This is a genomic window from Micromonospora echinaurantiaca, from assembly GCF_900090235.1.
Classification (GTDB): domain Bacteria; phylum Actinomycetota; class Actinomycetes; order Mycobacteriales; family Micromonosporaceae; genus Micromonospora; species Micromonospora echinaurantiaca.
This window is the reverse complement of the sequence record NZ_LT607750.1, coordinates 2,671,498-2,694,710: the sequence shown is the minus strand read 5'-3', so window position 1 is coordinate 2,694,710 and position 23,213 is coordinate 2,671,498. Positions and strand designations below refer to the sequence as shown.

Sequence of the window (23,213 nt, the reverse complement as noted above, 5' to 3'; positions counted from 1 at the left end):
ACCGGCTCCCAGCCCAATTACCGCTATCTGGCACACGGCGGGAAATGGAGCTGCACATTGCTTTTCCGAATCCGTCGAAATTGCGCGGCCGGCGGCTACCGACGGCGAGAATGTGACGAAGGGAAGCCGTAAACGGGGGGACGCATCATGGAGTTGAGGCGGCGATTGACGCTGCTGGCGGTGAGCATCGCGGCCACACCGTTGGTCCTGGGTGGCTGCACCGCGGATCGCAAGGGCGCCGAGTCGGCCAAGGGCCGGTCGGCCCCGCCGGAGGTGAGCCTGACACCCGCCGACCGGGCCCGGGACGTCCCGATCAGTGCCGAGGTGGGCACCACCATCAAGGGCGGTCGGGTCACCGCGGTGCGGATCACCGACGACAAGGGGAAGGAGGTCAAGGCGGAGCCGCGGGAGGACGGCTCGGGCTGGGTGCCGAGCGAGCCGTTGCAGCCGAAGCGGACCTACACCGCCGAGGTGACCGCCACCGGCGACTCGGGCGCCACCACCACCCGGAAGACCACCTTCACCACCATGCCGAAATCGTCGAAACCGGCGATCACCAGCACGTTGTATTTCGCCGGTAATCGGACGTACGGCACCGCAATGCCGGTAACCGTCGCGTTCGACCCGCCCATTCCGAAAGAGGCCAGAGCGGATGTGCAGCGGCGCCTGTTCGTGAAGACGAACCCGCCGCAGCCGGGCGCCTGGTCCTGGGTGTCCGACGGTAGCCAGGTCTATTACCGGGCGCCCGATTTCTGGCGACCGGGCACCACGATCAGTGTCCGGGCGGGGTTGGAGGGTCTGCCGATCGGCAAGGAGCACGTCGGTGACGAGGACCGGCGGGCCACCTCGAAGATCGGCCGCCAGGTGGCGCTGGAGATCGACAACGCCACCAAGCAGATGTCGGTGGTGCGCGACGGCAAGGTCGTTCGCAAGATCCCGGTCAGCATGGGCAAACCGAGCACGCCGACGTCCAGCGGCAAGATGGTGATCATGGAGAAGCACGAGTTCACGACGTTCGACACCCGGGGTTCGGCCGACCCCTACGTGGTCGACGTCGAGGACGCGCAGCGGCTCACCTGGGGCGGCGAGTTCATCCACGCGGCGCCGTGGTCGGTGGGGGACCAGGGCAACACCAACGTCTCGCACGGCTGCACCAACGTCTCGAACGAGGCCGCGGACTGGTTGATGCGCCTCACCCAGGTCGGTGACCTGGTCACCATCAAGGGCACCGAGGTCGAGTTGACCGAGGGCAACGGCTGGACCGCGTGGAACGTCGGCTGGGACGAGTTCGTCAAGGGCAGCGCACTGCCCGTACCGGCCGGGCTGCGGCCGGCGCCCGCCCAGGTGCCACACCCGGGTGCGGTGGCCGGCGGTTCACCGGCGCCGGTGCCGTCGGTGACCGGCGGCTGATCCAGGGGTACGCCGACCGGCCCGCCACCGTGGCGGGCCGGTCGCGCCGTTCCCGCCGCACCGATCGGCGCGCCGGGGAGCGGCTCAGGCCAGCGGAACCCGGGCCACCCCGGTCGCGGTGAGGCTGCCCAGCCAGAGCTGGTCGCCGTGCTGCCGGACGCCGGTGATCATGTGGTACCCACCGCGCGGGCCGTGCAGCGTACGCAACACCCGCCCGGCGCCGTCGACCAGCGCGACCAGGCCGTAGCGCAGCGGCTTCGGCTGCACCGCCGCCGGCAGCAGCGCGACCAGCTGACGCAGCCGCGGGTGGGGCAGCAGCCGCTCCATCGCCGCCAGCCGAGGGCTGGGCAGTGCGATCCAGTACGTCCCGTCGCCGACCCCGGTCAGGTTGTCCGGGTACGCCGGCAGGTCGGCCAGCACGGTGACCTCGGCGTCCGGCAGGGTGAGCCGGACCAGCCGGTGGGTGGCGGTCTCCACCAGCATCAGCGCCGACTCGTCCGGGGTCAGCGCGATCCCGTTGGGGAAGTACAGCCCGTCCCGGACCACCTCGGTGCGCCCGGTGCCCGGGTGGTAGGCCAGCACCCGCCCGTTCGGCCGGTGCTCCAGCAGGTCCCGCTTCCAGTGCGAGACCGGGAAGCGGTACGACGAGTCGGTGAAGTAGACGGTGCTGTCACGGGCGACGGCGGCGTTGTCGGCCAGGTGCGGACGCGCCCCGACGCCGGTCAGCTCCCGTACCGCCCCGTCCGGGGTGACCCGCAGCAGCCCCCGGTACGCGTCGCAGACCACCAGACTGCCGTCGCGCGGGTCCAGCTCGATGCCGAGCGGCCGGCCGCCGGTCTCGGCGAGCAGCCGGGGGCCGGTGCCCGGCGGCGCGTCGACCGGCCACCACCAGAGCCGGCCGTCCTCGGCGCCGCTGACCAGCCGCCCGGCCGGGTCGACCAGCACGTCCTCCGGGCCGGTGGCCCCGGCGGGCAGGGGCAGCAGCTCGGCGGCGTCGAGCCGGGTGTCAGTCGGGGCCCACGGCCCGTCGAGCGGCGGCGGCACGGTGGCCGGCTCGCGGACCGGACGGATCAGCCAGGGCGCGCGCGGGCGGGGGACGACCATCCGGCCATTCTCGTCCGCCGATGCCCTCCGCGCCGCCCCCGAGCGGTCGGGAACCTCATCCCTGAGGGGGATCCCGGCAGCCTCGGGGTCGAACCCTGGGCGTACCCGGATTCGGCCCGCGGCAGGTCGGAACTGTCAGGGGTGCCGGCTAGATTCGACGGCATGGGACAACGCGACGACCGCCTCCACGTGCAGATCAGCGCGGCTGATCACGCGGTGGAGGTGCGGGTGACCGGCGAGGTCGACATCGCCACCGTCGGCGCGTTGCGGTCCGCCCTCTGGGCCGCCCCGGCCCGGTCGGTGCTGCGGGTCGATCTCTCCGGCGTACGGGTGCTCTCGGCCGCCGGGGTGCGCGCGCTGGTCGCCGCGCACCTGCGGATCCGGGCCCGGGGCGGCGAGCTGGTGCTGGTCGGTCCCGACCCGACGGTCCACCGGGTGCTGCGCGCCACCGGGCTGCACCGGGTCATCCCGATCGTCGACCCGTGCCCCGACCGCGAGCTGGTGGCCTGCTGAGCGGGTCGCGGCCGGGGTCGGCGACGGGTGTCACCGCCCCGGCCGCGCGGGTTCAGCCGGTCAGCGGACGCCGAGCAGGTCGACGACGAAGACGAGGGTCTCGCCCGGCTTGATGACGCCGCCGGCCCCCCGGTCGCCGTAGCCCAGGTGCGGCGGGATGGTCAGCCGACGCCGGCCGCCGACCCGCATCCCGACCACGCCCTGGTCCCAGCCGGCGATGACCCGTCCGCCGCCGAGCGGGAACTCGAACGCCTCACCGCGGTTCCACGACGCGTCGAACTCACGGCCGGTGGAGTGCGCCACCCCCACGTAGTGCACGTTGGCCTGCTGGCCCGGCCGGGCCTCCGGGCCCTCGCCGACGGTGATGTCCTCGATCACGAGGTCGGCCGGCGGCGCGCCCTCGATCGGACCCACCTCGGGCTTGCCCGGGCGGGCGCCTGCTGCCTGGTTCATTCGCGAGTCTCCTGCCGTACTGGTCGTGATGTCCGGTCACCGCCGATCCTGCCGGATAGCGGCCCGCCGATGCCCGGCGGACCCGCGTGCCGCCGCACCACACCCGCTCCGACCCGCCGCCCAGCCGCTCAGCCCGTCACTCGGGCGCACGGATCGGCGGGCGTCACCGGTGGTGACGCCCGCCGAGGGGAGAGGGTTACCGGGTCGGCTACCGCAGCCAGCCGTACCGCTGGACGATCGGGAGCCGGGCCCACATCCGGCCGAGGCCCCAGGTGTCGCCGGCGTTGACCAGGGCGAGCACCGCGAGCACGGCGGCGTAGATGAGGTGGTCGTCCATGAACGGGTTGTTCTCGGGGGGCAGCACGGCCGTCCACATCATGACCAGGAGCAGCCCGCCCGCGGCGGCGGCGACGCGCACCCCGATGCCGAGGATGAGCGCGGTGCCGATGGCGGCCAGACCGATCATGAAAAGCCAGTCGGCCCAGGCCGCGCCGGCGATGCCCTGGTAGAAGTCCTGGAACGGGCCGGTGGCGCCGAAGCTGAGGAAGCCCTTGGTCGGGCTGCCCCCGTCGAGCCAGGCGTTCTTCGCCTCGGTGGCCAGGCCCAGGCCGAACAGCTTGTCCAGGAAGGCCCAGAGGAAGACCCAGCCCAGCGCCAGCCGGAGGCCGGCGAGCAGGTAGCGGGTGGCCCGCTCCCGGCGGGTCTCGGTCACCGGAGCGGTGGTCTCTGCGGTGGTCCGCTTGATCGTCGCGGTCATTGTCTCCACGTCCCTTCCGTGCTTCGCACCGCGCTTCCCGGTGGCATCTCCATTGGACGCCCCGGTCCGGGCGCCGGGTCAGGGCCGACCGGGCCCGAACCGACCGGGACTTTGGACCCCGGTCGCACCGGTCCACTCGGCCGGGTGGGTACCGGTCCCGCGACCCTGACCCGGCGCCGGAGGCGGCCGTAGCGTCGCCGGTGACAGCGGCGAGGAGGTCGTGATGAGGACATGGCAGGTGGGCGACGTGATGACCCGGGACGTCGCGACGGTGGACGAGGAAACCCCGTACCGGGCGATCGTCGACGTGCTGGTCCGGCGCGGCATCAGCGCCGTGCCGGTGGTGGACCGCTTCCGTCGGGTGCTCGGTGTGGTGTCCGAGGCGGATCTGCTGCACAAGATCGAACGCGCCGGGCACCCGGACGAGCGGCGGGTCTTCGCCGGCCGGCGCCGGCGCAGCGCGCGGGAGAAGGCCGACGCGCTGCTGGCCCGGGACCTGATGACCGCTCCGCCGGTGACCACCTACCCGGGCGTGAGCCTGTCCGCCGCCGCCCGATTGCTGGACCGCGAGCAGGTCAAGCGGCTGCCGGTGCTCGACGACCTGGGCCGGTTGGTCGGCATCGTCACCCGGGGCGACCTGCTGCGGGTGCACCTGCGCACGGACGCCGAGATCCGCGAGGACGTCGTCCAGGAGGTGCTGCGCCGGGTGCTCGCGATCCGGGACGGCCTGGTCACCGTGCGGGTCCGCGACGGCGAGGTGACCCTGGACGGCCGGCTCGACCGGCGTACTGCCGTCGAGCTGGCCGGGCGGCTGGCCGGGCAGGTCAGCGGCGTGGTGCGGGTGACGAACATGATCGCGTACGACGTGGACGACCACGCCCTGGTGGAGGTGGACGGCCAGGTCACCCCGGTGGCCTGACCGGTTCCCGGGCCCCGCCCCGCCCGGGCGGGGCCCGCGGACTTCGCCGGACCACCGTCGGGCACCGCGCCGCTCGCCTACGCTCGGTACGACGCGTCTCCGGTGCCGCCGCCGCGCGTCACGCGTGCACAGAGCCGCCGGCACGGATGCGGAGGGCGCCGGGTGGACGAGGCGACGTTCACGGCACCGCTGTGGGCCTGGCTGGCGGTCGCCGGAGTGCTCGCCGCCATGCTCGCGGTGGACATGTTCTCCCACCGCGGCGACCACGTCATCGAACTGCGCGAGGCGCTGGCGTGGAGCGCGGTCTGGATCACCGCCGGGCTCGCCTTCGGCCTGCTGATCTGGCTCTGGCGCGGCGGTGAGCCGGCGCTGGCCTACTACTCGGGCTACCTGCTGGAGAAGGCGCTGTCGGTGGACAACGTCTTCGTCTTCGCGCTGCTCTTCCGCTACTTCCAGGTGCCCGCCGGCTACCAGCACAAGGCGCTGTTCTGGGGCGTGATCGGGGCGCTCGGCTTCCGGCTGGTCTTCATCTTCGCCGGCGCGGAGCTGCTGCACCGGCTGGCCTGGGTCGGGTTCGTCCTGGGCGCCTTCCTGATCTGGACCGGCTGGCGGCTCGCGGTGCGCGGCGAGCCGGACGTCGACCCGGACCACAACGTCGCGGTGCGGGTGTTCCGCCGGCTGGTGCCGACCGAGCCCCGCTTCCACGGCAACCGCTTCCTCGTACGGGTAGGCAGCCGACGCCACGCCACCCTGCTGCTGGTGGCGCTGGTCGCCATCGAGGCCACCGACGTGATCTTCGCGATCGACTCGGTGGCCGCGATCCTGGCCATCACCACCAACACCTTCATCGTCTGGACCGCCACCGCCTTCGCTGTGCTGGGCCTGCGCAGCCTCTACTTCTGCCTGGCCGGCCTGCTGCGCCACTTCGGCTACCTGCGGTACGGGTTGGCCGTGCTGCTGGCCTTCGCCGGGCTGAAGCTGATCCTGTCCGAGACCCCGGTCGGGAAGCTGCCGGTCTGGATCACCCTGGCCGTGGTGGTGGTGACCCTGTCGATCTCGATCGGCTGGAGCGTCGTCACCGCCCGCCGCGAGCGCCGCCCCCCGGGAGGTTAGGCGGCCGCCGCTCAGCCGGGCGGGCAGGTCACCGGGCGGGCCAGCTGACCGGCCAGCACCGCCGGAGCTTCGGCCAGCGACGGGCCGTACCAGGTCAGGTGCCGCCCGGAGAGCAGGGCGCAGGGGACGCCGGGGAACGCCTCCGGCCCGTCCCGCTCGGTGAACCGGTACGGCTCGTCTGGCAGCACCACCAGGTCGAGCGGGTGCGCACGCAGCTCGTCCAGGGCGGGGCGGGGATAGCGCTCGGCGTGGCCGGCGTAGACGTTGTGTACGCCGAGCCGGCGCAGCACGTCGCCGGCGAAGGTGCCCGCGCCGAGCACCACCCACGGTTTGCGCCAGACCGGCACCACGGCCCGGCGGGCGGGGAGCGCGGGCAGCTCCGCCCAGGCCCGGCGGGCGGCGAGCAGCCAGTCGGGTTCGGTCGAGGCGCCCAGCTCGGCCAGCAGTTCGGCCAGTTCGGCCAGCGCCGCGTCCACCGTGCGCGGGTAGGTGATCCGCACCGGCACCCCGGCCGCGGTCAGCGCGTCCGCGTCGGCGCGGCGGTTCTCCTCGACGTTGAGCAGCACCACGTCCGGCCGCAGGGCGAGCACCCGGTCCAGGTCCGGGTACTTGCTACCGCCGACCCGGGCCACGTCCAGCCCCGCCGGGTGGGTGCACCAGTCGGTGGCGCCGACCAGCAGCCCGGGCAGGGTGGCGGCCACCGCCTCGGTCAGCGACGGCACCAGCGACACCACCCGCATCCCGTACCCCCTCGTGTGCCCGCCGTGGCCGATCATGCCGGACCCGCCGGTCGGGGTCCGCGCCGGCGCCGGCCGGGGACCCCTGAGCACCTACCGGCCCGGCCCACTTGTCAGTGCTCTACAACGTTGGAATACTCGCGTCGACCCACCAGGAGGATCCCGATGAGGCCCCACTCCGGTCCACCCGCACCGCGCGCCGGGCAGTCCGACACCCGCGTCGGCACCGACCGGTTCCCCGACGATGACGTGCCCGTCGAGGCGCTCGGCGACCTCTACCGCGACGGCATCACGGCGTGCCCGGGCGCGTTCTCGGTGGACTGGGTGGACCGGGTCGGCGAGGACATCGACGTGGCCTTCCGCGAGGCGCGCTCCCGGCCGGACGGCGCGGTCGGGCGGGGCCCGGAGCGCTGGTACGTCGAGATCCACCCGGAACAGCTGCGCGGCTTCGTCGACCTGGTCACCCACCCCTGGGTGGTGGCGGTCTGCCGGGCGGCCCTCGGCCCCGACTACGAGATCGTCGAGCTGGGTTTCGACATCCCGTTCCCCGGTGCGGCCATGCAGCCGTGGCACCGCGACTTCCCGATGCCGGAGGACACCCGCCGACAGCGCCGGCTGACCTCGCTCGCGTTCAACCTGACCACCGTGGACACGGCGGAGGAGATGGGCCCGTTCGAGATCGCTCCGGGCACCCAGTGGGACGACGGCCGGGACTTCGACCACGAGATGTTTCCGCCGAAGGAGCGCCACCCGCGCTACGAGCGGCGTGCGGTGCGCAAGTACCCGCGGCGCGGCGACATCTCCGCGCGGTCGGCGCTCACCATCCACCGCGGCACCCCGAACGTGTCGTCGCTGGCCCGTCCGGTGCTGGTGCTCGGCGTGGACGCGCCCGGCGCCGGCAATGCGGGCCACCACGACCTGGCGGTCACCAGGGGCTACTGGGCCAGCCTGCCCGAGCTGGTCCGCGCCCACCTGCCGTGTCCGGTGGTGGACACCCTGGTGCCCATCCGGCAGAAGCACACCATCGAGGGTCTGGTGATGGGCGCCGAGTGATCCCGACCGGGCGCCCCGATCCGACCGGCGGGCCGGGTCGCTGCGGACGCTCAGGTGGTCCGGCCGGCCGCCGGGCCGACGCGGTCGCGGTCGGCGCGCCACTGGTCGCGGGTCAGGGCGTACTCGACCTCGCCGTGCTCGGAGCCGGGAATCGCCTCTGGCCAGTCCCCGTGGTAGGTGCGCACGTGCCGCAGACCCACCTTCTCCATCACCCGGCGCGAGGCCGAGTTGACCGCCATGGTGTTCGCCGTGACCCGCTGCACGCCCAACTCGGTGAAGCCCTTGTCGACCAGGGCCCGGCAGCCCTCGGTGGCCCGGCCGGCGCCCCACGCCGGGCGGCGCAGCCGGTAGCCGAGTTCCACCTCGCGGACGTCGCCGTCCCGGGTCGGGCGGAACTCGAACCAACCGAGGAAGCCGCCGTCGGCCCGGTCCACGGCCGCCCAGAAGCCGAGGCCCGGCGGCCGCCGGTAGAGCGCGAGGATCGCCGGCAGGGTCCGGTCCCGGACCACCTCCGGCGGGGTGGGGCGGCCGCCGGTCAGATAGCGCATCACCTCGGCGTCGCCGTCCAGCTCGACCAGCAGGTCCGCGTCGGCCTCGGTGAACTCGCGCAGCACCAGCCGCCCGGTGGTGAGGAATACGGTCACCGGCCCATCCCAGCCCGGCCACGCGCGGGGCTCAACCGGTTTTGCCCGACGGGCCCACGGTGCCGCACGGGCCGCCGGCCGGCCGGTGCGCGGTGGCCCGTCGTGCTCGTCCTGGCCGACGCGTGCGCCGCGTCCGGCTCGGGTGGCCTCGGCCGCACCGACGAGGCGACGACCATGATCGACGGCCTAGACTCGGGCCGGCCCACGGACGACGGATGGATCAGGCGATGACGAGCACCGGTAGTGACCACACCTCCTGGCTGCGCGCGATCCCGACCGACGACGGCCGCGCACCGGTGCTGACCCGGGGTGGGCAGGTCGTGCATGCCGACCGCCGGATGGGCGACCTGGTGCAGCGCCGTCCGCCGGGCATCACCGGCCACCAGTGGAGCACCGCCATCCGGGCGGGGGTCGACTTCGTGGTCTGCGCCGGCGACAGCGGCCGGCCGCTGTTCGCCGTCGAGATCGGCCCACCCGCGCCGGCCGGCTCCGCGGCCCAGCGCACCGAGCGGATGAGGAACGCGGTCGGCGCGGCCGTCGGCCTGGAGGTGCTGCGGATCGAGTCGCCGACGCTGCGGGCAGCCGACCACGGCCGGCGGATCGTGGCGTACGTGATCGACGCGCGCGGGTACGCCGAGGGCGGCCTGCCGGGGGAGACGGCGGTCGGCTTCCGAGACATCCTCGGCCGGCTGCCGGACGGCCGGACCGGGCCTGTCAACGACCTCGGCGCGCTGGCCCGGGCCGCGGCCGTGGAGGCGTACGTGGCCCGTCGGCTGGCCGACCCGATCGTGCGCGGGCTGCACGTGACCTGGAAGGACGGGCCGGCCGAGGGCTGGAGCTGGGTCGAGGTGCGCCCCGGCGCCTGCCTGGTGGAGCGGGTGTCGGTCTGGGAGCACCGCTTCTCCTGCGGCGTGGACGCCGCCCGGCTCGCCGAGGACCTGGCGGCGGTCGCCGTCGGCGAGCGGCTGGCCGGGCTGGACGACGACGCGCCGGCGCTGGTCTCCCGCGACGAGTTGCGCGCCGAGATCCGCGGCCTGCGGGCGCGGCGCGACGAACTGGTGAACGGCTTCGCCTTCGACCACCTCTGCGTGGACTGATTCCTCCGTCCACCGGGGCGCCCGGTGCGTTCCGGCACCGACCGAATCTCCGGTGCGGCCGTCGTGACCGGCCGCGAATTTTTGTCCGATCCGCATTGAACCGTGACGGCTGCCGCTTCGTACTCCTGCGGGAATGGACAGGATCTCCCCATCCGCGTCACCGGACGCGGGAGACGGTGCGGAAAGGGCATCGTCGGTCGTCGACATGCCACCGGTCCGCCCGGACGGTTTCCGCCGGGGCGTGCCACCTCAATTCCGTCGGTCCGCCGAGGTCACGAATCAAGTACCGGATCGAGAAGGAGTGCAATTCGATGCGCAGGTCCACACGGGCGCGCCGGTCATCCGGTAACGCGCGGAGCAAGCGGTTGCTGGCCGTCGTCGGCACGCTCGCGGTCTTCGGCGGCGTCGTCGCCGTGACCCAGATCTCGTCGGCCGAGGACCGGCGGTCGAATCGGACCCGGCCGGCGGCCGCGGCCTGCGTGGCGCCCAGCCCCGGGGCAACCGCGCCGAGCGGGCGGGACGGCACCACGCGCACCTGGCAGAACGGCCGGTGGGTGCGCAACCACTGGGGCGACGGTCAGCAGACGGTCGAGGAGTGCCAGGACGTCCGCGAGGGCGAGGCACCCAACGGCGGTTCCGCGGTCGCCTGTCCCGATGTGGCCGGCCAGCTCCCGGAGGTGCCCCGTCGGGCGCGCGCCGAGGTGGAGCGCAACCTGAACCTGCTGCAGACCCAGATCGCCGAGGCCGACCGCCGGCTCGCCGCCGAGGGCGACCGGGGCGAGGCCTTCATCCGCAACGCGATCCTGCAGCCGCTGGCCGGCAAGCGGCGGGCGACGCTGGACCGGATCACCACGGCTATCGACCGGTTCGGGCCGCGTCCGCAGGGGCTGCGCCAGCTCGCCGAGTGCCAGGTGCAGCCGACCGGCAACGGCGGCGGCAACAACGGTGGCGGTGACAACGGCGGTGGCGGCGACAACGGTGGCGGCGACAACGGTGGCGGCGGCGACAACGGCGGCGGTAACAACGGCGGCCCGGGTGCCGGGCTCGGCGTGCTGGCGAACGACTGCGACGAGAGCCAGCTGCAGCCGCACGACGGCTTCCAGAACGGTAACCGCTGCGTGAGCACCGCGTTCGGCGAGGTCGGCGCCGCGGCGAACAACCCGTCTCTGCTGATCACCGACTTCCCGGAGCAGGTGGGCGCCAACCAGCCGTTCACCCTCCGGGTCTCCACCCGGAACCTGGTCCGGGACCGCTTCCTCGCCGCCGGCCAGGGCGGCTACTACGTGGAGAGTTCGCTGCTCAACGAGCAGGGGCTGGTCCGGGGCCACTTCCACACCGCCTGCCGGATGCTGGACAGCCTCGACCAGCCGCCGGCGCCTCAGGAGGTGCCCGCGTTCTTCGTCGCCACCGAGGACAGCCGCGGCGGCGCCGAGCCGGACGAGGTGACCATCCAGATCCCGGGGCTGCCCGAGTCCGGCATCGCCCAGTGCGCGGTGTGGGCCGGTGACGGGTCGCACCGGATCCCGATGATGGAGCGGGCCAACCAGACCCCGGCCTTCGACGCGGTACGCATCGAGGTCAGCTGACGGAACCGGCGATCGGGGCGGTGCGGAGCGGACGCCTCCGCACCGTCCCGATGCGGCGGTCCCGGCGCGCACCCGGGCGACCCGGACCCCACAGCGAGCGGCGGGGCCGGGCTGTCCGTCAGCCCGACCCCGCCGCCGCGGGACCTGCGTCCCGCCCCGCTCAGCGGTTCTTGTACGCCTCGACGACCTCGACCGGGATCCGGCCCCGCTCGGAAATCTGGAAACCGTTCTTGACGGCCCATTCCCGGATGGCGCGATTCTGCTCGCGATCCATTCCCGCGCCGGTTCCGCTCGCGCGGCGGGGTGCCCGGCCGGTGTCGGCGGCGCCCCGGCCGATCCGCCGGCCGGCGGCGAGGTACGGGTCCAGTGCCTTACGGAGGACTCCCGCGTTCTCGTCGGAGAGGTCGATGGTGTACGCCACGCCGTCGAGACCGAACTCGACCGTCCGGTCGGCCTTTCCGCCGTCGAGATCGTCGGTCAGCACCGTGATTACTTTTCTTGCCATTGCCGATTACTCCCTGTGTGCGGCGGGGTGTGGTCAAAGTTTGACGCATCCCGCGGCGCACCCGCAACAATTCCGCTGTTTTCATTTCGGCGGGTCGTTTCCCGGTGCAAATCGCGGCGACCGGGAAAGCGGTTCGTTCACCCGCCGAGCAGACCGGCGTGGCCGGCCAGCGCGGCGGCCTCCGCCCGGCTGGAAACCCGGAGTTTGCGCAGCAGCGCCGCCGTCATCCGCTTGACCGTCCGTTCCGAGACGTGCAGCTCGTCGGCGATCTCCAGCGTGCTCCGGCCGGCGGCGATCGCCCGCAGCAGCCATCGCTCCTCCTGGTCGAGATCGACCGGCGCGGCACGGACCGGCCGTAGCAGCGCCCGCAGCAGTTCGCCCGGCAGCACCGCCCACCCGTCGAGGATGGCCAGCAGCGGCGGCAGCAGCTCCTCCGGCTCGGCGCTCTTGGGCAGGAAACCCTCGGCGCCGGCGCGCAGCGCGTCCAGCGCGGGCTCCGGGTCGTCGCCGCCGGACATCGCCACCACCCGGACCCGGGGGCTGGTCCGGCGGATCGCGGCCACCGCGCGGATGCCACCGGGCGGTGGCATGTGCAGGTCGACCAGGACCAGGTCGGGCAGGCACCGGCTGACCAGCGAGGCGGCCGAGGCGGCGTCGCCGGTGGAGCCCACCACCTCGGCCCGCTTGCCGGTCGCCGCCGGCAGCAGCAGCTCCAGCCCCCGGACGAACAGCGGGTGGTCGTCGACCACGGCCAGCCGGAGGGTGGGGCGGTTCGGCATGTCTGGTCCCTTCCCCAGCGGGTACCGATCATGCGGCGCGGCCGGACGAGGGGAGGCGGACCGATGCGCGGACGGCACGGTTTCCAGGGGTTGCTACGCGGGTTCCGGCGGGGTGGCGTGGGTCCGGCCACCCCACCCGTCCCGGGCGACCCGGAGCTGCTGCTGCGGGTGCTCTGCCACGAGTTCCGTACCCCGGTCAGCACCCTCACCTCGCTGACCCGGGCGCTCGCCGACCGCCCCGGGCTGACCGGCGACGACCGGCGGGTGATCAGCGAACTCGCCCGGGACCAGGCCGCGCATCTGCAGGACCTGCTCAGGGACGCGGCGGCCAGCACCGGCGCGCTGGCCCTCGCCGGGCAACCCGAGCCGACCACCGTGCCGCTGGTGGAGATCCTCCGCGGGGTCGCCGTCCTGGTGCCCCGGCACCGGCGACGGGTGCGGGTCACCCGCCGGGCCGGCGCCTGCCCGGTGCCGGCCGGCCGCACCCGGCAGGTGCTGGCGAACCTGGTGCAGAACGCGCTGCGGCACGGGCCGGCCGACGGGCGGATCGGCATCTACGCCTCGGTGCGCCGGGCCGGGTTGAGCATCCTGGTCACCGACGAGGGGCGGGTGGACGACGCGTTGCTGGCGGCCCTGCGCCGACCCGCGCCGGCCGTCGGGATGTCCGGCCTGGGGCTGTGGATCGTCCGGCGGCTGCTGGCCGTCGACGGCGGCACGGTACGGGCGCACCGGCTGCGCCCGCGCGGCGTGGCGCTGGAGGTGCTGCTGCCCAGCCCCACGGCCTGACCCGGCGGGGCCGCCGGTTGGCCCGGGCGGGTCAGCCCGGCGGGAACTGTCCTCCGTACCGAACCAGTGGCACGAGGAGGACCCGTGTTCAGCCACATGAAGGACCTGCAGTTCGAGGCCAAGCCGGATGGCCCGGACGCCGCGTTCGCCCGCCGGCTCCAGGAGATCCTGGGCGGCAAGTGGGGCGAGATGACCGTCGCCAACCAGTACCTCTACCAGGGCTGGAACTGCCGCCTGCCCGGCAAGTACAAGGATCTCTTCCTCGACGTCGGCACCGAGGAGATGGGCCACGTCGAGATGATCGCCACCATGATCACGCGGCTGCTGGAGAACGCGCCGCTGTCGTTGCAGGAGGCCGCCGACGACAACCCGATGGTGGGGGCGATCTACGGCGGCTCCAACCCGGCGCACTTCATCCACGGCGGCGGCGGCGCGCTGCCGGTGGACAGCGCCGGGGTGCCGTGGAACGGCAACTTCATCACCGCCAGCGGCAACCTGATGGCCGACTTCCAGCTCAATGTGACCGCCGAGGCGCAGGGGCGGCTCCAGGTCTCCCGGCTGTTCAACATGACCGACGACCCGGGCGTCAAGCAGATGCTCCGCTTCCTGCTGGCCCGCGACACCATGCACCAGAACATGTGGATGGCCGCCATCGAGCAGCTCAAGGAGGACGGCCTGGAGGAGATGCCGGTGCCGGACGCGTTCCCCGACTCGAAGGAGTTCACCGAGCAGTTCAGCTACACGTACCTGGACTTCTCGCCGGGTCCGGACGCGGCCGAGGGCCGCTGGGCGTCCGGACCGGCGCCGGACGGCAAGGGCGAGTTCCGCTACGACCACAGCCCGCGCGCGCACGCGCCCGAGCCGGTGCTCCCGCCCGGCGACCCGCGGCTGTACGGCACCAACCCGAGTATCGCCGGCGGCATGGTCAACAAGGTCAAGAGCAAGGTCACCTGACAGCCCGCCGCCGGACCGTCCGCGTGTGGCGGGCGGTCCGGCGGTGCCCGTTCCCGGAGGAGGTGTGCTGTGACCGAACTCGTACTCCGCCCGCTGGCGGACGCGTTCATGCAGGTGGGTGTGTACGTCGCCGTGATGGTCGCGCTCTTCGGCTGGCTGCGCTGGCGTTACGGCGACCGGGTCACCGACGGGCTGACCCGCCGTCGCCGGCTCGGCCCGCTGGTCGGCGCGCTGCTCGGGGTCAGCCCGGGCTGTGGCGGGGCGATCATCCTGATGCCGCTCTACGCCCGGGGGAAGGTGTCCTTCGGCACCGTGATCGCCGCGCTGGCGGCCACCATGGGTGACTCGTCCTGGGTGGTGATCGCCTGGAACCCGCTGTTCGCGCTCCAGATCCACCTGCTGCTCTTCGCGGTCGGCCTGGTCACCGGCTACGTCGTCGACGCGCTCGGCATCGACCCGGCCCGCGCCGTGCGGCGCCGGCGCGCGCCCGCCGGTGTGCCGGCCGCCGCGCCCGTCGGCCTGGCCGCCGCGCCCGCCGGCGTACCGGCCGGCCTGGCCGCGGCGGGCGGACCCGACCTGGCCGGTGCGCGCCGGCTGCTCGGCGGGCTGCTGCCCCGGGTGCCGGCGTCCACCGCGTTCTGGGGGCTGACCACGCCGGCGTTCCTGGTGTCGGTTCCGGTGGTGTTCCAGCTGGTCGATCCGGGGGCGCTGACCGACCGGCTGGGCGGCGTCGACCCGTACCTGGCGCTGGGGGTGCTCGGCACGCTGACCGCCATGCTGATCTTCGCGGCCGGGCGGGGGCGGCTGGCCGACGACACCCTGGAGACGGCACAGGCCCGGTCGTTCCGGGAGACGCTGCGGCACAGCGCGCACGAGGCGTCCTTCGTCACCGTCTGGGTGGCGGTGGCGTACCTCGCCTGGCAGGTGATCACCACCAGCACCGGCTTCGACGGATCCGAACTGGCGCTCACCGGGCTGCTCGGCGTCCTGGTCGGCGCGGCGATCGGACTCATCCCGGGCTGCGCCGTGCAGATCGTCTTCACCGGTCTCTACGTCAGCGGCGGCCTGCCGCTGCCCACCCTGGTGGCCAACGCGATCAGCCAGGACGGCGACGCCCTGATCCCGCTCGCCGCGATGCGCCGGCACTCCGCCGCGCTGGCCACCGTGATCACCACCATTCCCGCGGCCGCCGTCGGCGCCGCCCTGCTGCTCCTGCTCTGAGCGACGAACCCGCGCGACGAGCCCGCGCGACGAGCCTCCGCGACGAACCCGCGCGACGAGCCTCCGCGACGAACCCGGGCGACGAGCCTGCGCGACGAACGCGCGCGACGAGCCTGCGCGACGAGCCTGCGCGACGGATTCGCGCGACGAACCGGAAAGGGGAGTACCGATGCCCGCCACCGCGCCCACCCCGCAGACCGCCCTGGTGCCGGTCGCCCGGACCCGGGTCAAGCTGCTGGTCTTCATCGCGCTGACCGGGCTGGCCTGGTTCGCCGGGCTGCCCGGCCCGACCGTCGCCGCACTGGCCCTGACCAGCCTGGCGATCCCGCTCGCGGTCGCCGTCGCCGGTGGCGGTGGACTGCTGCGGGACCTGCTGCGGGCACCGGCCCGGCCGGCGGCCGGACGTGGTCTGGGTCACACAGCGGAACAAGGGGAACGCTTTGTTACTTGAGCGAGACAGGCTCAAGACAACGCGATAGCAGGTGTTCGATGGCAACTCTTCCGGTACTTCCCCTGACCGACGCCGTGCTGCTGCCCGGCATGGTCATCCCGGTGACCCTCGACCCGACCACCCAGGCCGCGGTCGACGCGGCCCGCGCCACCGGCGACCGCAAACTGCTGGCCGTGCCCCGCCTCGACGGCGAGTACGGCCCGGTCGGCGCGGTGGCCACCATCGAGAAGGTAGGCCGGCTGCCCAGCGGCGAGCCCGCCGCCGTCATCCGCGGCCTGTCCCGGGCGCGGATCGGCTCGGGCGTGCCCGGGCCCGGCGCCGCCCTCTGGGTCGAGGCGACCGAACTGCACGAACCCGCTCCCGCCGGCCGGGCCCGGGAACTCGCCCGCGAGTACCGCGCCCTGATGACCTCGGTGCTGCAACAGCGGGGCGCCTGGCAGGTCATCGACGCGATGGAGCGGATGACCGACCTCTCCGAGCTGGCCGACTCCGCCGGGTACGCGCCCTGGCTGAGCCTGGACCAGAAGAGCGAGCTGCTCGCCGCGCCGGACGTCACCGCCCGGCTGGAGCTGCTGGTCGGCTGGGTGAAGGAGCACCTGGCCGAGCAGGAGGTCACCGAGCAGATCAACAACGACGTCCGCGAGGGGCTGGAGAAGTCGCAGCGGGAGTTCCTGCTGCGCCAGCAGCTCGCCGCGATCCGTAAGGAGCTCGGCGAGGACGAGCCGGACGGCTCGGCCGACTACCGGGCCCGGGTCGAGGCCGCCGACCTGCCGGAGAAGGTCCGCGAGGCGGCGCTGCGCGAGGTCGGCAAGCTGGAGCGGGCCAGCGACGCCTCCCCGGAGGCGGGCTGGATCCGGACCTGGCTGGACACCGTCCTGGAGATGCCGTGGAACACGCGTACCCAGGACAACACCGACCTGGCCGCGGCCCGCGCGGTGCTCGACGCCGACCACGCCGGCCTGGCCGACGTGAAGGACCGCATCCTGGAGTACCTCGCGGTGCGCAACCGCCGGGCCGAGCGCAACCTCGGCGTGGTCGGCGGGCGCGGCTCCGGCGCGGTGCTCGCCCTCGCCGGCCCGCCCGGCGTCGGCAAGACCAGCCTCGGCGAGTCCGTCGCCCGGGCGCTGGGCCGCAACTTCGTCCGGGTCAGCCTGGGCGGCGTGCGGGACGAGGCGGAGATCCGCGGTCACCGGCGCACCTACGTCGGCGCGCTGCCCGGCCGGATCGTCCGCGCGCTGCGCGAGGCCGGCTCGATGAACCCGGTGGTGCTCCTCGACGAGGTGGACAAGCTGGCCGCCGGCTACTCCGGCGACCCGGCCGCCGCGCTGCTGGAGGTGCTCGACCCGGCGCAGAACCACACCTTCCGGGACCACTATCTGGAGGTCGACCTCGACCTGTCCGACGTGCTCTTCCTGGCCACCGCGAACGTGGTGGAGGCCATCCCCGGCCCGCTGCTGGACCGGATGGAGCTGGTCACCCTGGACGGGTACACCGAGGACGAGAAGGTCGCCATCGCCCGCGACCACCTGCTGCCCCGGCAGCGGGAGCGGGCCGGGCTGACCGCCGACGAGGTGACCGTGGCCGACGAGGCGCTGGCCCGGATCGCGGGGGAGTACACCCGGGAGGCCGGCGTCCGGCAGCTGGAGCGGGCCCTGGCGAAGATCCTGCGCAAGGTGACGGTCGCGCTGGCCGACGACCCGTCCCCGGTCGAGGTGGACACCGACAACCTGGCCCGCTACCTGGGTCGGCCCAAGTTCACGCCGGAGTCGGCGGAGCGGACGGCCGTGCCCGGCGTGGCGACCGGCCTGGCGGTGACCGGCGCCGGTGGGGACGTGCTCTTCATCGAGGCGACCAGCATGGAGGGCGAGCCGGGGCTGACCCTGACCGGCCAGCTCGGCGACGTGATGAAGGAGTCCGCGCACATCGCGCTGTCGTACCTGCGGTCGAACGGGCGACGCTTCGGCATCGACCCGAACGCCCTGGCCGGACGTCGGATCCACGTCCACTTCCCGGCGGGCGCGGTACCCAAGGACGGTCCCAGCGCCGGCATCACCATGGTGACCGCGCTGGCCTCCCTGGTGACCGGGCGACCGGTGCGGCCCGAGTTCGGGATGACCGGCGAGGTGACCCTCTCCGGCCGGGTGCTGCCCATCGGCGGGGTGAAGCAGAAGCTGCTCGCCGCGCACCGGGCCGGCCTGACCGAGGTGATCATCCCGAAGCGCAACGAGCCGGACCTGGACGACCTGCCGGCCGAGGTGCGCGAGGCGCTGACCGTCCACACCCTGGCCGACGTGGCCGACGTGCTCGCCCTGGCGCTGCGCCCGGCCGAGATCGACTCGGAGTCGCTGGACGGACCGGCGCTCGCCGCCGCCTGACCGGCACCGACACCCCCGGCCCCCGGCCGTCGCACCGCGCGACGGCCGGGGGCCGCGTGGCGTACGGCCTCAGTAGCGGTCCCGGCGCGGCCGCCGGTCGCCGTCGCCGTCGCGGTACGGCCGCCGGTCGGCGCCGCCGGCGGGCCGGCGGTCCCCGTCCCCGTCGCCGTCGCGGTCGCGGCGTACGGTCGCCTTCCGCCCCTTGATGGTGCTGCCGCGCAACCCGGCGATCACCTCGTCGGCCACCGCGTACGGGACCTCGACGAGGGAGAACCGGTCGGCGATCTCGATCGAGCCGATGTCCCGGCCGCTGACCCGGGTCTCCCCGGTGATCGCCCCGACCAGGTCCTGCGGGCGCACCCCGGCGCGCCGGCCCAGGCCGATGAAGACCTGCGTCATGCCGCCCGCGCGGGGCCGCCCGCCGCGCCGCTCGGCCCGGCCACCGTCGGGCCGCCCCTCCCGCGGGCCACGCACCGGGATCTGCGGGATCTCCTCCTCGTCGGCCGCGCCCGGCGAGGTCGCCTCGTGCGCCAGCCGCACCGCGGCGAGCGCCACCTCGACCAGGTCGAACTCGTCGGTCAGCGACTCCACGATGGCCCGGAACGGGTCGAGGTCGTCCTCCAGCAGGCTCTCCCGCAGCGCGGCCTGGGTCAGCTCCAGCCGACGGGTGCGCAGGTCGGCCACCGTCGGGATCTTGTCGATGGCGATCCGCTGGCCGGTCACCCGCTCGATGGTCTTGAGCATCCGGTGCTCGCGCGGCTCGGCGAGGGTGATCGCCACGCCCTCCCGGCCGGCCCGGCCCACCCGGCCGATCCGGTGCACGTACGACTCCGGGGCCGACGGCACGTCGTAGTTGACCACGTGGGTGAGCTGCTCGACGTCCAGGCCCCGGGCCGCCACGTCGGTGGCCACCAGCAGGTCCGCGGTGCCCGAGCGCAGCCGGCCCATCACCCGGTCGCGCTGCTCCTGGCTCATCCCGCCGTGCAGCGCCTCGGCCCGGTAGCCGCGCCCGTTCATCGTCTCGGTGAGCCGGTCCACCTCCTCCCGGCTGCGGCAGAACACGATCGCCGCGGTGGGCGACTCGACGTCCAGCACCCGGCCCAGCGCCGCCGGCTTGTGCGCCCGGGCGACGATGTACGCGCTCTGCCGCACCCGGGGCGCCTCGCCGGCCACCGGCTGCTCCCGGGCGATCAGGATGCGCACCGGGTCGGTGAGGTGCTGCCGGGCCATCCCGTCGATGCGGGCCGGCATGGTCGCCGAGAAGAGCACCGTCTGCCGCTGCTCCGGCGCGTGTTCCAGGATCGCCTCGATGTCCTCCGCGAAGCCCATGTCGAGCATCTCGTCGGCCTCGTCCAGCACCACGGTGGCCAGCCCGCCCAGCCGCAGGGTGCCCCGGGCGATGTGGTCCAGCGCCCGGCCGGGGGTGGCCACCACCACGTCCACCCCGGCGTCCAACGCGCGCAGCTGCCGGCCGATCGGCTGCCCGCCGTAGATCGGCAGCACCCGGGTGCCCAGGTCCTTGCCGTAGCGGTGGAACGCCTCGGACACCTGCACGGCGAGTTCCCGGGTGGGCACCAGCACCAGCGCCGTCGGATCGCCGCCGACGCGCTGCGGCGGCATCCGTTGCAGCAGCGGCAACGCGAACGCGGCCGTCTTGCCGGTGCCGGTCGCCGCCTGGCCCAGCAGGTCGCGCCCGGTCAGCAGCGGCGGGATCGCCTCCCGCTGGATCGGGGTCGGCTCCTCGTAGCCGAGCGCGGTCAGCGCGTTCAGCAGCTCGGCGCGCAGGCCGAGGTCCGCGAAGGCACCCGCCCCGGTGTCCGGGTCGGCGGCGGGACGGGTGGGTGGTTCGGGCGGGACGGGTGCGGAACTCATGTGACAAGCCTTTCATCACCGCCGGGCGGGCGGTGCGGCGACCGGCACAACACCGGGTCGGGCCGGCCGCCCCCGTACCGCCGGCCGGCCCGACCCGGCGGCTCAGCCGGTCAGGATCGCCAGCACGACGGTGACGCCGACCACCGCGTCGAACACGCCGCACCCCTCGGCGTAAGCCCGGGGCACCACCTCGTCGCGGCGGTGGTGCAGCAGGTCCCAGCCGGCGTGGGCGAGCCACCCGGCGGCCACCAGCCAGGCCGCCGTGCGGCCGTCGACCACCACCGCCACCAGCGCCAGCGCCGACCAGGCGGCCAGCCCGACCAGCTGCCGGCCGAGCCCGCCGGGACCGCGCAGCCGGCGCCGGGCCGCGCCGATCACCAGGTACAGGCCGGGCAGCACCAGCATCAGCCACGGGCTCGGCACGTCCGGTTCGGCCCACAGCTTGACCGTTATCAGCAGGGCGAGCAGGGTGGGCCACCGGCGGGCCAGCGCGACGACGGCCGGGTGCCGCCGTACCGGGACCGGCGCGGCGTGCCGGTGCCGCACCGCCACCAGCACCATCGCGGGAATCATCAGCAGGTGGCCGCCGAGCAGCAGGGCGTCGGCCCCGAGCAGCCCTGCCCAGTACGGCCCGAGCAGCAGCAGGAACGGCAGGTACATCGCGGCCGCCATCTCGCCGCTGGCGGCCCAGGAGTGCCGGCGGTACCGCATCCAGACGGTCATGCCGACGGTCATGTCGGTCGCCATCGTCAGCGCGGCGACGTCCGGCCGGGCCAGCGTGGCGGTGAGCCCGAGCGGGGCGCCGGCCACCGTCCACAGCGGGCCGAGCAGCACCATCCCGGCGACCATCGCCAGCGCCATCTCGCCGAGGTGCCGCAGCAGGTGTCGTACGCCGCCGGCCGGGCGGGCGGCGGCCGGCGGCGCGGAGACCACCGGGTCGTCTGTCAGCGTCTGTCTCATGCCCTCGACCCTGCCGGCGGCGGTGCTCCGCAGGACAGCCGCGTGCGGCACCGGATTTCCGGGCGGGTCGCACGGCCGGACCGTGCGATCCGCACGGGTGAACCGGACGGCGAGCCGCCCTAGGATCTGCGGCGTGGCGCAGCAGGCGGCGGTACCCCGGGCGGACCGGCGGCTGCGCCGCGCCCGCTACGCGACCCTGGTGTCGCTGGCCACCAGCGGCTGGGCCAGCCTGCTGCTGCCGGCGGTCGGCGTGCTGCGGGAACCCGACCCGGTGCGCGCGGCGCTCGGCGCGGTCGGCGTGCTGGCCTTCGCCGCCGCCCAGTCCGCCGTGCTGTACGCGGCGGCCACGCCGTGGCTGGCGCAGCGGCGGCGCCGGCGGTTCCAGGCGTGCCTGGCCGTGGTGGCGGTGCTGAGCGTTCCCGTCGTCGGTCCGGTCGCCGCCGGCGACTGGCCCACCTGGGCGTGGCTCGGTGCCTCGCTGGTCGGCATGGCGCCGCTGCTGGTCCGCCCCCCGGCCGCGCTGGCGGTCGCGGCGCTGGCCGTCGCGGTCGCCGCCGGCGTGGCCGGCTGGACCGGCGGCTCGCTGGGCCGCCACCTCGCGGTGACCGGCGGGGTGGGGACCGGCATCGCGGTGGTGAACTGGTTCCAGGTCTGGTTCTGGGACCTGCTCGTCGAGGCCCGGCAGGGCCAGGCCGCGCAGGCCCGGCTGGCCGCGACCGAGGAGCGGCTGCGGCTCGCCCGGGAGGTGCACGACGTGCTCGGGCACAACCTCACGGTGATCGCGTTGAAGGCCGAACTGGCTGCCCGGCTCGCCCCGAGCGATCCGGCGCGGGCCGGCCGGGAAGCCGCCGAGGTGCAGCGGCTGGCCGCCGCCGCGCTGGCCGAGGTACGCGAGACCGTGCACGGCTACCGCACCGTCGACCTGGGTGAGCAGCTCGCCGCCGTGGCCGGCGTGCTGCGCTCGTGCGGCGTACGGTGCGCCGTGCCGTCCCTACCGGCCGGCCTGCCGGCGGCGACGGCGGGCGAGCTGGCGGCGGTGCTGCGCGAAGCGAGCACTAACGTGCTGCGGCACAGCCGGGCCGGCTGGTGCCGGATCGAGATCGTCCAGGAGGGCGGCGTGGCCAGGATGACGGTGACCAACGACGGCGCCACCGACCGGGGCCCGGACGGGCGCAGCGACGGCCTGCGCGGGCTGACCGACCGGCTCGGCGCGGCCGGCGGCCGGCTGCGGGTGCACCGGGAGGGTGCGGTGTTCACCCTGGAGGCCACCGTGCCGGTCGCCTCATGATCCGCGTCCTGCTCGCCGACGACGAGGAGCTGGTCCGGGTGGCGGTCGCCGCCCTGCTCGGGCTGGAGCCTGACCTCGAGGTGGTGGCGCAGGCCGCCGACGGGCCGGCCGCGGTCACCGCCGCGCTGGCCCACCGGCCGGACGTGGCCGTGGTGGACCTGGAGATGCCCGGGCTCACCGGCATCCAGGTCGCCGCCGAGCTGACCCGGGTGCGGCCCGACTGCGCGGTGGTGCTGCTGACCGGCCACGGTCGGCCGGCGCACCTGCGCCAGGCGCTCACCGCCGGGGCGCGGGGCTTCCTGCCCAAGGGTTCACCGGGCGGCGCGCTCGCCGACGTGATCCGCCGGGTGCACGCCGGCGGCCGGTACGTCGACCCGTCGCTGGCCGCCGACGCGCTCACCCTGCCCGAGTGCCCGTTGACCGCGCGCGAGCTGGAGACGCTGCGGCTGGCCGAACTCGGCGCCCCGGTCGCGGTGATCGCCCGGCGGGTGCACCTGTCCGCCGGCACCGTCCGCAACCACCTCGCCGCCGCGGTGCAGAAGCTGGGCGCCGCCGACCGGGCGGCGGCGGTGCGCACGGCCCGCGACAACGGCTGGCTCTGACCCGACCGGTCAGCCCGCCGACTAGCCTGACGCT

General features: G+C 74.5%; 23 protein-coding genes. 14 read left to right on the top strand and 9 right to left on the bottom strand.

Annotation, left to right across the window (positions count from 1 at the left end; all coding sequences use genetic code 11):
- The first annotated feature begins 147 nt into the window (after positions 1–147).
- Positions 148–1,410 carry a L,D-transpeptidase gene (locus GA0070609_RS12400; RefSeq protein WP_088993956.1) on the top strand — a complete coding sequence of 421 codons (1,263 nt, stop codon included), beginning with the start codon at positions 148–150 and terminating at the stop codon, positions 1,408–1,410.
- Positions 1,411–1,494: 84 nt separating this feature from the next.
- Here GA0070609_RS12400 and GA0070609_RS12395 read toward each other — a convergent pair whose 3' ends face one another.
- Positions 1,495–2,514, bottom strand: a complete 1,020-nt coding sequence (locus tag GA0070609_RS12395) for an SMP-30/gluconolactonase/LRE family protein (protein ID WP_088993955.1) — start codon at positions 2,512–2,514, stop codon at positions 1,495–1,497.
- A 162-nt stretch (positions 2,515–2,676) separates the two neighbouring features.
- On the opposite strand from GA0070609_RS12395, the gene GA0070609_RS12390 reads away from it, so the two are divergent.
- Positions 2,677–3,027 (top strand): STAS domain-containing protein, encoded by a 351-nt coding sequence (locus GA0070609_RS12390; protein ID WP_088993954.1) that lies wholly within the window; start codon positions 2,677–2,679, stop codon positions 3,025–3,027.
- Between the two features lie 60 nt (positions 3,028–3,087).
- On the opposite strand, the gene GA0070609_RS12385 is transcribed toward GA0070609_RS12390, so the two are convergent.
- Positions 3,088–3,480 carry an FKBP-type peptidyl-prolyl cis-trans isomerase gene (locus tag GA0070609_RS12385; protein ID WP_088993953.1) on the bottom strand — a complete coding sequence of 131 codons (393 nt, stop codon included), beginning with the start codon at positions 3,478–3,480 and terminating at the stop codon, positions 3,088–3,090.
- A gap of 208 nt (positions 3,481–3,688) precedes the next feature.
- Positions 3,689–4,246, bottom strand: coding sequence for a DoxX family membrane protein (locus GA0070609_RS12380; protein ID WP_172899330.1), 558 nt, complete (start codon positions 4,244–4,246; stop codon positions 3,689–3,691).
- Positions 4,247–4,460: 214 nt separating this feature from the next.
- On the opposite strand from GA0070609_RS12380, the gene GA0070609_RS12375 reads away from it, so the two are divergent.
- Positions 4,461–5,156 carry a CBS domain-containing protein gene (locus GA0070609_RS12375; protein ID WP_088993951.1) on the top strand — a complete coding sequence of 232 codons (696 nt, stop codon included), beginning with the start codon at positions 4,461–4,463 and terminating at the stop codon, positions 5,154–5,156.
- 162 nt (positions 5,157–5,318) lie between these two features.
- Entirely contained in the window at positions 5,319–6,269 is a 951-nt protein-coding gene (locus GA0070609_RS12370; RefSeq protein WP_088993950.1) for a TerC family protein, read from the top strand.
- Between the two features lie 11 nt (positions 6,270–6,280).
- On the opposite strand, the gene GA0070609_RS12365 is transcribed toward GA0070609_RS12370, so the two are convergent.
- The gene (locus tag GA0070609_RS12365) at positions 6,281–7,009 is read right to left on the bottom strand and encodes a helical backbone metal receptor (protein ID WP_088993949.1); all 729 of its coding nucleotides are present in this window, start codon (positions 7,007–7,009) and stop codon (positions 6,281–6,283) included.
- 162 nt (positions 7,010–7,171) lie between these two features.
- Here GA0070609_RS12365 and GA0070609_RS12360 point away from each other — a divergent pair, with 162 nt between their 5' ends.
- A complete protein-coding gene (locus tag GA0070609_RS12360; RefSeq protein ID WP_088993948.1) occupies positions 7,172–8,059 on the top strand; it encodes a phytanoyl-CoA dioxygenase family protein in 888 nt (295 codons plus the stop codon).
- 50 nt (positions 8,060–8,109) lie between these two features.
- Here GA0070609_RS12360 and GA0070609_RS12355 read toward each other — a convergent pair whose 3' ends face one another.
- Positions 8,110–8,703 carry a GNAT family N-acetyltransferase gene (locus GA0070609_RS12355; protein ID WP_088993947.1) on the bottom strand — a complete coding sequence of 198 codons (594 nt, stop codon included), beginning with the start codon at positions 8,701–8,703 and terminating at the stop codon, positions 8,110–8,112.
- A 227-nt stretch (positions 8,704–8,930) separates the two neighbouring features.
- Between GA0070609_RS12355 and GA0070609_RS12350 the strand changes: the two genes are divergently transcribed.
- Positions 8,931–9,800 carry a hypothetical protein gene (locus GA0070609_RS12350; RefSeq protein WP_088993946.1) on the top strand — a complete coding sequence of 290 codons (870 nt, stop codon included), beginning with the start codon at positions 8,931–8,933 and terminating at the stop codon, positions 9,798–9,800.
- Positions 9,801–10,111: 311 nt separating this feature from the next.
- Positions 10,112–11,386: a hypothetical protein gene (locus tag GA0070609_RS33840; protein WP_088993945.1), complete on the top strand. Its 1,275-nt coding sequence runs from the start codon at positions 10,112–10,114 to the stop codon at positions 11,384–11,386.
- 160 nt (positions 11,387–11,546) lie between these two features.
- On the opposite strand, the gene GA0070609_RS12340 is transcribed toward GA0070609_RS33840, so the two are convergent.
- Both GA0070609_RS12340 and GA0070609_RS12335 read right to left on the bottom strand, forming a co-directional pair.
- Positions 11,547–11,891, bottom strand: coding sequence for a histone-like nucleoid-structuring protein Lsr2 (locus tag GA0070609_RS12340; protein ID WP_088993944.1), 345 nt, complete (start codon positions 11,889–11,891; stop codon positions 11,547–11,549).
- A 137-nt stretch (positions 11,892–12,028) separates the two neighbouring features.
- Positions 12,029–12,670: a response regulator gene (locus tag GA0070609_RS12335; protein ID WP_088993943.1), complete on the bottom strand. Its 642-nt coding sequence runs from the start codon at positions 12,668–12,670 to the stop codon at positions 12,029–12,031.
- A 63-nt stretch (positions 12,671–12,733) separates the two neighbouring features.
- Here GA0070609_RS12335 and GA0070609_RS12330 point away from each other — a divergent pair, with 63 nt between their 5' ends.
- From GA0070609_RS12330 to lon, 5 genes are all read left to right on the top strand, one after another.
- Positions 12,734–13,456, top strand: coding sequence for a sensor histidine kinase (locus GA0070609_RS12330; protein ID WP_157748122.1), 723 nt, complete (start codon positions 12,734–12,736; stop codon positions 13,454–13,456).
- A gap of 84 nt (positions 13,457–13,540) precedes the next feature.
- A complete protein-coding gene (locus GA0070609_RS12325) occupies positions 13,541–14,410 on the top strand; it encodes a manganese catalase family protein (protein WP_088993941.1) in 870 nt (289 codons plus the stop codon).
- A gap of 69 nt (positions 14,411–14,479) precedes the next feature.
- Entirely contained in the window at positions 14,480–15,631 is a 1,152-nt protein-coding gene (locus GA0070609_RS12320) for a putative manganese transporter (RefSeq protein WP_088993940.1), read from the top strand.
- 169 nt (positions 15,632–15,800) lie between these two features.
- Complete coding sequence (locus tag GA0070609_RS12315; RefSeq protein ID WP_088993939.1) at positions 15,801–16,082, top strand: hypothetical protein; 282 nt, start codon at positions 15,801–15,803, stop codon at positions 16,080–16,082.
- Between the two features lie 38 nt (positions 16,083–16,120).
- Entirely contained in the window at positions 16,121–18,457 is a 2,337-nt protein-coding gene (gene lon / locus GA0070609_RS12310; RefSeq protein ID WP_088993938.1) for an endopeptidase La, read from the top strand.
- A gap of 69 nt (positions 18,458–18,526) precedes the next feature.
- Here lon and GA0070609_RS12305 read toward each other — a convergent pair whose 3' ends face one another.
- Complete coding sequence (locus GA0070609_RS12305; protein ID WP_231928643.1) at positions 18,527–20,329, bottom strand: DEAD/DEAH box helicase; 1,803 nt, start codon at positions 20,327–20,329, stop codon at positions 18,527–18,529.
- Between the two features lie 102 nt (positions 20,330–20,431).
- Positions 20,432–21,289 carry a hypothetical protein gene (locus GA0070609_RS12300; RefSeq protein WP_231928642.1) on the bottom strand — a complete coding sequence of 286 codons (858 nt, stop codon included), beginning with the start codon at positions 21,287–21,289 and terminating at the stop codon, positions 20,432–20,434.
- 133 nt (positions 21,290–21,422) lie between these two features.
- Here GA0070609_RS12300 and GA0070609_RS12295 point away from each other — a divergent pair, with 133 nt between their 5' ends.
- Positions 21,423–22,577 carry a sensor histidine kinase gene (locus GA0070609_RS12295; protein ID WP_231928641.1) on the top strand — a complete coding sequence of 385 codons (1,155 nt, stop codon included), beginning with the start codon at positions 21,423–21,425 and terminating at the stop codon, positions 22,575–22,577.
- Positions 22,574–23,179: a response regulator transcription factor gene (locus GA0070609_RS12290; RefSeq protein WP_088993936.1), complete on the top strand. Its 606-nt coding sequence runs from the start codon at positions 22,574–22,576 to the stop codon at positions 23,177–23,179. The genes GA0070609_RS12295 and GA0070609_RS12290 overlap by 4 nt, the downstream gene beginning before the upstream one ends.
- The last annotated feature ends 34 nt before the right edge of the window (positions 23,180–23,213 follow it).

What these genes read in the sequence shown, in the direction of transcription:
- GA0070609_RS12400 (WP_088993956.1), top strand. Translation starts at nt 148, where the DNA reads ATGGAGTTGAGGCGGCGATTGACGCTGCTGGCGGTGAGCATCGCGGCC.
- GA0070609_RS12395 (WP_088993955.1), bottom strand. Translation starts at nt 2,514, where the DNA reads ATGGTCGTCCCCCGCCCGCGCGCGCCCTGGCTGATCCGTCCGGTCCGC.
- GA0070609_RS12390 (WP_088993954.1), top strand. Translation starts at nt 2,677, where the DNA reads ATGGGACAACGCGACGACCGCCTCCACGTGCAGATCAGCGCGGCTGAT.
- GA0070609_RS12385 (WP_088993953.1), bottom strand. Translation starts at nt 3,480, where the DNA reads ATGAACCAGGCAGCAGGCGCCCGCCCGGGCAAGCCCGAGGTGGGTCCG.
- GA0070609_RS12375 (WP_088993951.1), top strand. Translation starts at nt 4,461, where the DNA reads ATGAGGACATGGCAGGTGGGCGACGTGATGACCCGGGACGTCGCGACG.
- GA0070609_RS12365 (WP_088993949.1), bottom strand. Translation starts at nt 7,009, where the DNA reads ATGCGGGTGGTGTCGCTGGTGCCGTCGCTGACCGAGGCGGTGGCCGCC.
- GA0070609_RS12360 (WP_088993948.1), top strand. Translation starts at nt 7,172, where the DNA reads ATGAGGCCCCACTCCGGTCCACCCGCACCGCGCGCCGGGCAGTCCGAC.
- GA0070609_RS12350 (WP_088993946.1), top strand. Translation starts at nt 8,931, where the DNA reads ATGACGAGCACCGGTAGTGACCACACCTCCTGGCTGCGCGCGATCCCG.
- GA0070609_RS33840 (WP_088993945.1), top strand. Translation starts at nt 10,112, where the DNA reads ATGCGCAGGTCCACACGGGCGCGCCGGTCATCCGGTAACGCGCGGAGC.
- GA0070609_RS12340 (WP_088993944.1), bottom strand. Translation starts at nt 11,891, where the DNA reads ATGGCAAGAAAAGTAATCACGGTGCTGACCGACGATCTCGACGGCGGA.
- GA0070609_RS12335 (WP_088993943.1), bottom strand. Translation starts at nt 12,670, where the DNA reads ATGCCGAACCGCCCCACCCTCCGGCTGGCCGTGGTCGACGACCACCCG.
- GA0070609_RS12330 (WP_157748122.1), top strand. Translation starts at nt 12,734, where the DNA reads ATGCGCGGACGGCACGGTTTCCAGGGGTTGCTACGCGGGTTCCGGCGG.
- GA0070609_RS12315 (WP_088993939.1), top strand. Translation starts at nt 15,801, where the DNA reads ATGCCCGCCACCGCGCCCACCCCGCAGACCGCCCTGGTGCCGGTCGCC.
- lon (WP_088993938.1), top strand. Translation starts at nt 16,121, where the DNA reads ATGGCAACTCTTCCGGTACTTCCCCTGACCGACGCCGTGCTGCTGCCC.
- GA0070609_RS12305 (WP_231928643.1), bottom strand. Translation starts at nt 20,329, where the DNA reads ATGAGTTCCGCACCCGTCCCGCCCGAACCACCCACCCGTCCCGCCGCC.
- GA0070609_RS12300 (WP_231928642.1), bottom strand. Translation starts at nt 21,289, where the DNA reads ATGAGACAGACGCTGACAGACGACCCGGTGGTCTCCGCGCCGCCGGCC.
- GA0070609_RS12290 (WP_088993936.1), top strand. Translation starts at nt 22,574, where the DNA reads ATGATCCGCGTCCTGCTCGCCGACGACGAGGAGCTGGTCCGGGTGGCG.